Annotated in this window: 10 protein-coding genes; 5 read left to right on the forward strand and 5 right to left on the reverse strand. The window is 72.8% G+C overall.

The window, feature by feature from the left end; all coding sequences use genetic code 11:
• The first annotated feature begins 273 nt into the window (after positions 1 to 273).
• From DEIPI_RS35325 to DEIPI_RS0105235, 4 genes are read left to right on the forward strand one after another with little or no spacing between them, the layout of a single operon-like run.
• Entirely contained in the window at positions 274 to 1,401 is a 1,128-nt protein-coding gene (locus DEIPI_RS35325; RefSeq protein ID WP_052351626.1) for a LysM peptidoglycan-binding domain-containing protein, read from the forward strand.
• Positions 1,402 to 1,461: 60 nt separating this feature from the next.
• Positions 1,462 to 2,379, forward strand: coding sequence for a pyridoxal kinase PdxY (gene pdxY, locus DEIPI_RS0105225; RefSeq protein ID WP_027481087.1), 918 nt, complete (start codon positions 1,462 to 1,464; stop codon positions 2,377 to 2,379).
• A gap of 37 nt (positions 2,380 to 2,416) precedes the next feature.
• Positions 2,417 to 3,025: a DUF305 domain-containing protein gene (locus tag DEIPI_RS0105230; RefSeq protein WP_027481088.1), complete on the forward strand. Its 609-nt coding sequence runs from the start codon at positions 2,417 to 2,419 to the stop codon at positions 3,023 to 3,025.
• A 26-nt stretch (positions 3,026 to 3,051) separates the two neighbouring features.
• Positions 3,052 to 3,480 (forward strand): secondary thiamine-phosphate synthase enzyme YjbQ, encoded by a 429-nt coding sequence (locus DEIPI_RS0105235; protein ID WP_027481089.1) that lies wholly within the window; start codon positions 3,052 to 3,054, stop codon positions 3,478 to 3,480.
• A 3-nt stretch (positions 3,481 to 3,483) separates the two neighbouring features.
• Here DEIPI_RS0105235 and DEIPI_RS0105240 read toward each other — a convergent pair whose 3' ends face one another.
• A complete protein-coding gene (locus DEIPI_RS0105240; RefSeq protein WP_027481090.1) occupies positions 3,484 to 3,798 on the reverse strand; it encodes a hypothetical protein in 315 nt (104 codons plus the stop codon).
• 104 nt (positions 3,799 to 3,902) lie between these two features.
• Between DEIPI_RS0105240 and DEIPI_RS28710 the strand changes: the two genes are divergently transcribed.
• Entirely contained in the window at positions 3,903 to 4,295 is a 393-nt protein-coding gene (locus DEIPI_RS28710; RefSeq protein WP_045233682.1) for a hypothetical protein, read from the forward strand.
• Here DEIPI_RS28710 and DEIPI_RS0105250 read toward each other — a convergent pair.
• From DEIPI_RS0105250 to DEIPI_RS39010, 4 genes are all read right to left on the reverse strand, one after another.
• On the reverse strand, positions 4,270 to 4,626 hold the full coding sequence (locus tag DEIPI_RS0105250; protein WP_027481091.1) for a hypothetical protein: 357 nt from the start codon (positions 4,624 to 4,626) through the stop codon (positions 4,270 to 4,272). The two genes, DEIPI_RS28710 and DEIPI_RS0105250, sit on opposite strands and share 26 nt — an antisense overlap.
• 44 nt (positions 4,627 to 4,670) lie before the next feature.
• A complete protein-coding gene (locus DEIPI_RS0105255) occupies positions 4,671 to 5,651 on the reverse strand; it encodes a Gfo/Idh/MocA family protein (RefSeq protein ID WP_027481092.1) in 981 nt (326 codons plus the stop codon).
• A gap of 37 nt (positions 5,652 to 5,688) precedes the next feature.
• Positions 5,689 to 6,516 carry a KPN_02809 family neutral zinc metallopeptidase gene (gene ypfJ, locus DEIPI_RS0105260; protein ID WP_027481093.1) on the reverse strand — a complete coding sequence of 276 codons (828 nt, stop codon included), beginning with the start codon at positions 6,514 to 6,516 and terminating at the stop codon, positions 5,689 to 5,691.
• Positions 6,517 to 6,610: 94 nt separating this feature from the next.
• Positions 6,611 to 6,897, reverse strand: a 287-nt coding sequence (locus tag DEIPI_RS39010) for a hypothetical protein (RefSeq protein ID WP_045233683.1), incomplete at its 5' end; no start/stop codon positions are given.

A 6,897-nucleotide genomic window follows, 5' to 3' on the forward strand; every position in this document is an offset into this window, starting at 1 on the left:
GGCGCGAGCGCGAGGGCACCCGCCGAGAGCGGGGCCATGGCCTGCGCGGCCGCCGAGAGGGGCGCGGCCGCCATGGCCGCTCCGGATCGTGGTGGAACGGTCTGCGCGGCGGCGTTTCGTGGGGGAACGGCTCGGGCTTGGCGGGTCTTCATGACTTCCTCCCGGAAGGACGGTGCATACTTTTTTGCATTCCTGGATGACTCATGAGCGGGGGGATGAAAATTAAGAGGTATTTATCATCACTCCACCTCATCTCAATGCAACACTAACGGAATGTTCATGCGTGCGTCGTTCCTCGCGGTCGCCCTGCTGACCGGAGGAGCGTTCTCCCTCGCCGCCCCGGCCCAGACGTACACCGTTCGCGCCGGAGACACCCTCTACAGCATCTCGCGTGCCGCCCGCAGCAGCGTCACGGACCTCATGACCCTCAACGGCCTCGACTCGCCCACCGTACAGGTGGGTCAGGTGTTGCGCCTCACTGCCGCCCCCGCGCCCCGCACCACCCGCGCGCCCGTCGTGATCTCCCCCCAGCTCGCCGCGAGCGCCGGCCTGCCCCGCGCCGCCGTCTCCACGCCCGCGCCTGTCCCCACGCCCACCCTCGACGTGAGCCACATCCCGTCGGCTCCCCTCGGAGACGAGCCCCTCACGCCCGCGTTCCCCGACGTGGAGAGCGTCACCGTCGTCACCGAGACGCCGGAGCCCGCCGCACCCGTCCCCGCGCCCACGACGCCCATCACCTCCGGCGTCCTGCAGCGCAGCCTGCCGCCCGTCAGCGTGGCGGTCCCCGCGCCCGTCCTGCCGAAGGTCGACGCGTCCGCGCCCGTGCGGGGGCCGCGCGTGTGGAACCAGCCCGTCGCCGTCACGCACCTCGGACCCAGCGCGGGCGGCGGCGGCCTCGTGCAGGCCGCGAGCTTCACGAGCGGTCTGCCCGCCCGCGCCTTCCTCGGGGGAATGAGCTTCGCCCGGCAGAGCTACAACAACTGCGGCCCCGCCAGCGTCTCGCACGTCCTCTCCTACTTCGGCTACCGCGTCCCCCAGGAGGACCTGCGCAAGGTCCTGCGCCCCAGGGGTGGCTACATGCGCGTCGACGTCATCGCGCCGTACGTCCGCAAGTTCGGCCTCACCGCCCGCGTCACGAAGGGCGGCACCCTCGACGGCGTCAAGAAGCTCGTGTCGCAGGGCGTGCCCGTCATCGTGCTGCAGTGGTACGACCGACCCGGCCACATCCCGCACTTCCGAGTCGTGCGCGGCTACGACGACGCCGCCGGGATCGTCTGGGTCAGCGACAGCATGGTCGGCGGCACCTCGTGGCTCTCCTACCGCGACTTCGACCGCCTCTGGAACACCCAGGGACGCCAGATGATCGGCGTGTACCCCACCAGCCTCGCCCCGCGAGGCTGAGCGCACACGAACGGGCGGGCCGTCAGCGTCGACGGCCCGCCCGCGCGCTATGATCCGGCCGTGCAGACGCCCGACGCCCGGACCGCCCAGAGGCCGCTCAACCTCCTCTCCATCCAGTCCTGGGTGGCCTACGGCCACGTCGGGAACGCCGCCGCCGTCTTCCCGCTCCAGCGCCTCGGCTTCGAGGTCTGGGCGATCCAGACCGTGCAGTTCTCCAACCACACCGGCTACGGCGCGTGGCGCGGTCAGGTCATGGCGCCCGAACACGTCGCCGAGATCGTGCAGGGCATCGCCGAGCGCGGCGTCCTCGGCGACTGCGACGCCGTCCTGTCGGGCTACATGGGTGACGCGAACACCGCCGGGGCCATCCTCGACGCGGTGCGCCGCGTCCGCGAGGTCAACCCGGACGCGCTGTACTGCTGCGACCCCGTCATGGGCGACGTGGGCCGCGGCGTCTTCGTCCGTCCCGAGATCCCGGACGTGATGCGCGACCGCGCCGTGCCCCAGGCGGACGTCCTCACGCCCAACCAGTTCGAGCTCGAACTGCTCGCGGGCCGGGAGGTGCGCACCCTGGAGGACGCCCTCCTCGCCGCCGACGACCTGCGCGCCCGCCTGCGTCCCGAAGGGCCCCGCCTCGTGCTCGTCACGAGCCTCATCACGGAGGACGCGCCCGGCGGGGAGCAGACCGCCCACATCGACACCCTCGTCGTGAGCGAGGACGGCGCGTGGATCGCCCGGACGCCCCTGCTCCCGCTCGACCCGCCCCGCAACGGTACGGGCGACGCCATCGCCGCGCTGTTCTTCGGCAATTACCTGCGCTCGCGCGACGTGCCGGGAAGCCTGTCGGCGGCCGTGTCGTCCCTGTACGGCCTGCTCGACCTCACGCACCGCGCGGGCACCCGCGAGATCCAGCTCGTCGCCGCGCAGGACGAGTTCGTGCGGCCCAGCCACGTCTTCGAGGCCCGCCGGGTGCGCTGAGGAGCCTTTCACCCGCGCGCTCTAGACTGCGGTCACGATGTCCCGCAAGCTCATCCCGACGGCGCTCGCGCTCGTCGCGGCCCTCGGGGCCGCGCAGACGCACCAGCACACCGCGCCCCAGCAGACCCCGGCCGCGCCCATGGCTCCCATGACGCCCCCTGCGACCGGCGCGCACGCGCACGGCCCGGACCTCTCCACCCTCTCGGGCCGCGCCTTCGACCGCGCCTACCTCTCCATGATGATCGCCCACCACGAGGCGGCGGTCGGCATGAGCGACGCCGCCCTGAAGCGTGGCGGCGACCCTCGCGTGAAGGGGTGGGCCCAGCAGGTGCGGGACCTGCAGGTCAGCGAGCTCCGCGAGATGAACGCGATGCTGCGCGACTACGACCTCGGCGGCCTCGACCGCGCCGCCCACGACGCCATGGCCGCCGACATGAAGCCCATGGTGGACGCCGTGACGGCCGGCCCCAACCCCGACGAGGCCTGGGTGAGGGGCATGCTGGAGCACCACGCGCTCGCCCTGCGCATGGCGACCGAGGCCCTGCTGCGCTCCGACACGGAACGCGTGCGCCGCGCCGCCCGCGCCGTCGCGAAGGTCCAGGCCGAGCAGATGTACGAGTACCGCACCTGGGCGCCCGACCGCTGACCCGCGGTGTCCCATAGCATGGACGCATGACGTGGTACCAGACGACCGTCACGCTCAGGCCGCGTCCGCGCGGCTTCCACCTCGTGACCCGCGACGTGGAGGACGCCCTGGACGGCGCGCCGCACGTCACGGTGGGCCTGCTGCACGTGTTCCTGCGGCACACCTCCGCGAGCCTGTCGCTCGGCGAGAACGCCAGTCCCGACGTGCGGCGCGACCTGGAGCGCTACTTCACCCGCGCCGTGCCCGACGGAGACCCCCTGTTCGAGCACGACCTCGAAGGCCCCGACGACATGCCCGCCCACGTCAAGAGCGCCCTGCTCGGCGTGTCGCTCACGCTGCCCGTCACGGACGGACGGCTCGCGCTCGGCACCTGGCAGGGCGTGTACCTCTGCGAGCACCGCGACCACGCGGGCCCGAGGACGCTCATCCTGACCTTGAGTGGAGAGACGCGGTGACCTTCAGTCCGCGTCGCTGGGGTCCGCGCCGAGCGTGCCGAGCTCGTCGTGGTGACTGCTGTTGCCGAGGTTGCCGTCGCCGCTGAGGTCGTCCGTGTGGACGCGCAGGGTGCTGACGGGCGGCCCCGCCTGACCGGTCTCGCCGGGGCCGGTCCGTCCGTCGACGGTGTTGCCGCCGACGGGTCCGCCGCCCGTGTCGTGCCGGTCGGGCACGCTGCCCTGGTTGTCCCGGGCGGTCCGCGCGTTCTCCTGGGCCTGCTGGGGGGTGCTCTTGGGGCTGCTGTCGAGGTTCTGGCCGTCGCCGTCGCGGTTCGTCATGCGGTCATGCTAGGCAGCGTGGGGGACCGCCGGGTGTTGGACGGCTCAAGGGACCGCCACGCGCTCCTGCGGGGCCGTTCATGCTGGGCGGGGACGCTGGACGCATGAACCTCAAGCCGCTGGGGCGGCGCGGGCACGCGCTGGTGGACTGGGTGACGGCTCCGGCCCTGCTGCTGCTCGCGCGCCACGCCCGCCTCTCGGGGCCCTCGGAGCGCTGGGCGCACGTGTTCGCGGGGCTGATCCTGCTGGCCGTCTCCACGACCCGCACACCCCTCGGGATCGTGCGGGTCGTGCCGTTCCGTCTGCACGGTCACGCGGAGATCGCGAGCGTGATCGTGCAGGCGGCGCTGCCGTGGCTGGCGGGCTTCTCGCGGGACACGCGGGGGCGGCGCTTCTTCCTCGTCTTTGCCGCCTACAACCTGCTGGTGTGGCTCCTGACGGACTTCCGCGCGCCCGAACCCGTCGGGGAGGTCAGCGGGCCGCGCGCGCGGACGTGACCTGCCAGGGGCCGGTGCCGCGGCGCTCCAGCGTCACGAGGACGGGCGCGTTCCGGCCGGGCGCGACGACGCGGTACTCGCGTTTCGAGACGGTCCAGCTCAGCGCGTGCGTGGGCAGCACGAGCGGCGCGCCACCGGCCCCGAGCGTGGTCTCCAGCAGGGCCCGCTCGTGCGCGGGCAGGGCGGGGGAGACGTACAGACCGACGTCCGCGTGCGTGGCGAGCGCGCGGGCGTAGGACCGTACGGCGGCGGGCGGTTCCTGCTGCGGCAGGATGGCGAGCGCGGGCGTGGCGAGCCACGCGAGGGACAGGGTCAGGACGAACCTCTTCATGAGGACAGGCTAGGCGGCCGATCTGACCGCCGTCTGTCCGCCGCTCAGGCCGGGACCGCCGGGATCTCCACGACGCGGCCCGTGCGGGCGGACTCGAACAGCGCGTCGAGGACGAGCGCCTGCGCCTCCGACTCCGCGAGGGGGAAGCGCGGGGCCTCCTCGCCGAGCGCGACGCGTCCGAGGTGCGCCACCATCTCCGCGTACGGATCCATCGGCTCGAAGGTCCGCACGTCGTCCCCGACGGTGAGGGTCACCTCGGTGCCCTTGCTGGAGTAGGGCCGCGCGAGCCGCAGCACCGAGCGCTCGCCCACGACCTCCAGGAACTGGTGGTACGCGGAGGAGATGCCGCAGTCGAACCCCGCCGACACGCCCCCGCCGAGGTCGAGGAGTCCGGCGAGGTGCACGTCCACGCCGCCCTCGTCGCGCGAGACGGCCCACGCGCGGCGCGGCTCGCGGTCCAGCACGCGCCGCACGGCGTTCACGCAGTAACAGCCCACGTCGTACAGGCCGCCGCCCCCCTGCTCGGGTTTCCAGCGGAAGTCGTCGGGGCGGTCGAGGGTGAAGGAGAACGCCGCGCGGGCCGCGCGGACCTCCCCGAGCTCCCCGGAGAGGACGATCTCTCTCGCCGCGTCGATCTGCGGGTGGAAGCGGTAGGAGAAGGCCTCGAGCACGACGCGGCCCGTGCGGCGCTCGGCGGCGCGAAGCTCGCGGACCTCGTGGGCGTTCATCGCGAGGGGTTTCTCGCACAGGACGTGCTTGCCCGCCTCCAGCGCGGCGACCGTGAGGGGCAGGTGCGCGTCGTTCGGGAGGGCGTTGTAGACGAGGTCCACGTCCGGGTCCGCGAGGAGCTCCTCGTAGGAGCCGTAGGCGCGCGCGGCGCCCTGCTCGCGCGCGAAGGCCTCGGCGCGGGAGGGGTCGCGCGCGGCGACGGCGAGCAGCGTGTGCCCGGCGGTGTGGACGGCAGGCGCGAGCGCGCCCCGGCCGATGCGGGACGCGCCGAGAAAACCCCAGCGGAGCTTGGTCATGCGTCACATGTACCACGCCCGGCCGGGGAGAGGAGGTTCAGCGGGAGTTGAAGGTGTCGCAGGCCTCCACGGTGCCCTGCTGCAGCCCGCGCGTGAACCACGAGACGCGCTGCTCGGACGTGCCGTGCGTGAAGGAGTCGGGGCTGGCGCGGCCCTGGGAGAGGGCGTCGTCGCCGATGGCGGCGGCGGCGTTCACGGCCTCGCGCACGTCGGCCTGGGTGAGGTTCGTGACGTCGGCGGTCTTGTTGCCCCACACGCCCGCGAAGCAGTCGGCCTGCAGTTCGAGCAGGACGGAGAGGCGGTTCTGACCCGCGCGGTCCGTGCGGCTCTGGAGCTGGCGCACCTGCTGTTCGATGCCGAGGAGGTCCTGCACGTGGTGGCCCACCTCGTGCGCGATGACGTACGCGCGGGCGAAGTCGCCGCCCGCGCCGAAGCGGCCCTCGAGCTCACGGAAGAAGCTCAGGTCGAGGTAGACGTTCTGGTCGGCGGGGCAGTAGAAGGGCCCCACGGCGGAGCTCGCGCCGCCGCAGCCCTGCGTGCTGGTGGAGCCGTCGTAGAGGACCAACTGCGTCGGCTCGTAGGTCCGTCCGGCCTTCTGGAAGACGTTTGTCCAGACATCCTCGGTGCCGCCCAGGATGCGGGCCGCGAAGTCGGCGTTGCGGTCGTTCTCGGGCGTGCTGGGGTACTGCCCCGTGGTCTGTCCGCCGCCCGTGAGGTTGTTCAGGACGTCGCTCGGGTTCGCGCCGAACAGCAGGCTCACGATCGCAATGAGGATCGCGCCGCCCCCGCCGATCGCGAGTCCACCGCCGAGCCCGCCGCGGCGGTCCTGTACGTTCGTGCTCCTCCTCAGCTGTTCCCAGTCCATGCGGTCCTCCGGTCGATCCGGAGTCTAGGTCCGCGCGCTGACACGCCCGTGAAGCGAGGATGCAGCCCGTCTTCTGCGCTCCTTGACACGATCTTCAGGGCTCGTCCTCGGGACTCACGGGCAGCAGCGCGATCTGCACGAGGTACGTCTGCCCCTGCCCTTCGGGGAGGCGGCGCGCGGCGTAGCGGTCGAAGGTCTCCACGAGCTCGCGCCCGAGGGCGTCCGCGTCCTCGCGGGAGAGCCGCACGAGGGCCGTGCGGTCACCGTGGAGGCCCTCGGTGCTCGCGCCGGGCGGCAGGGCCGTCTCCTCGTTGAGCTCGCCCGTGACGTGGTCGCGGTAGAGGCGGCGCGCGCCGAGCCCGGTGCTGCGGGTGAGCCGGG

Source organism: Deinococcus pimensis DSM 21231, from assembly GCF_000519345.1.
Lineage (GTDB): Bacteria > Deinococcota > Deinococci > Deinococcales > Deinococcaceae > Deinococcus_A > Deinococcus_A pimensis.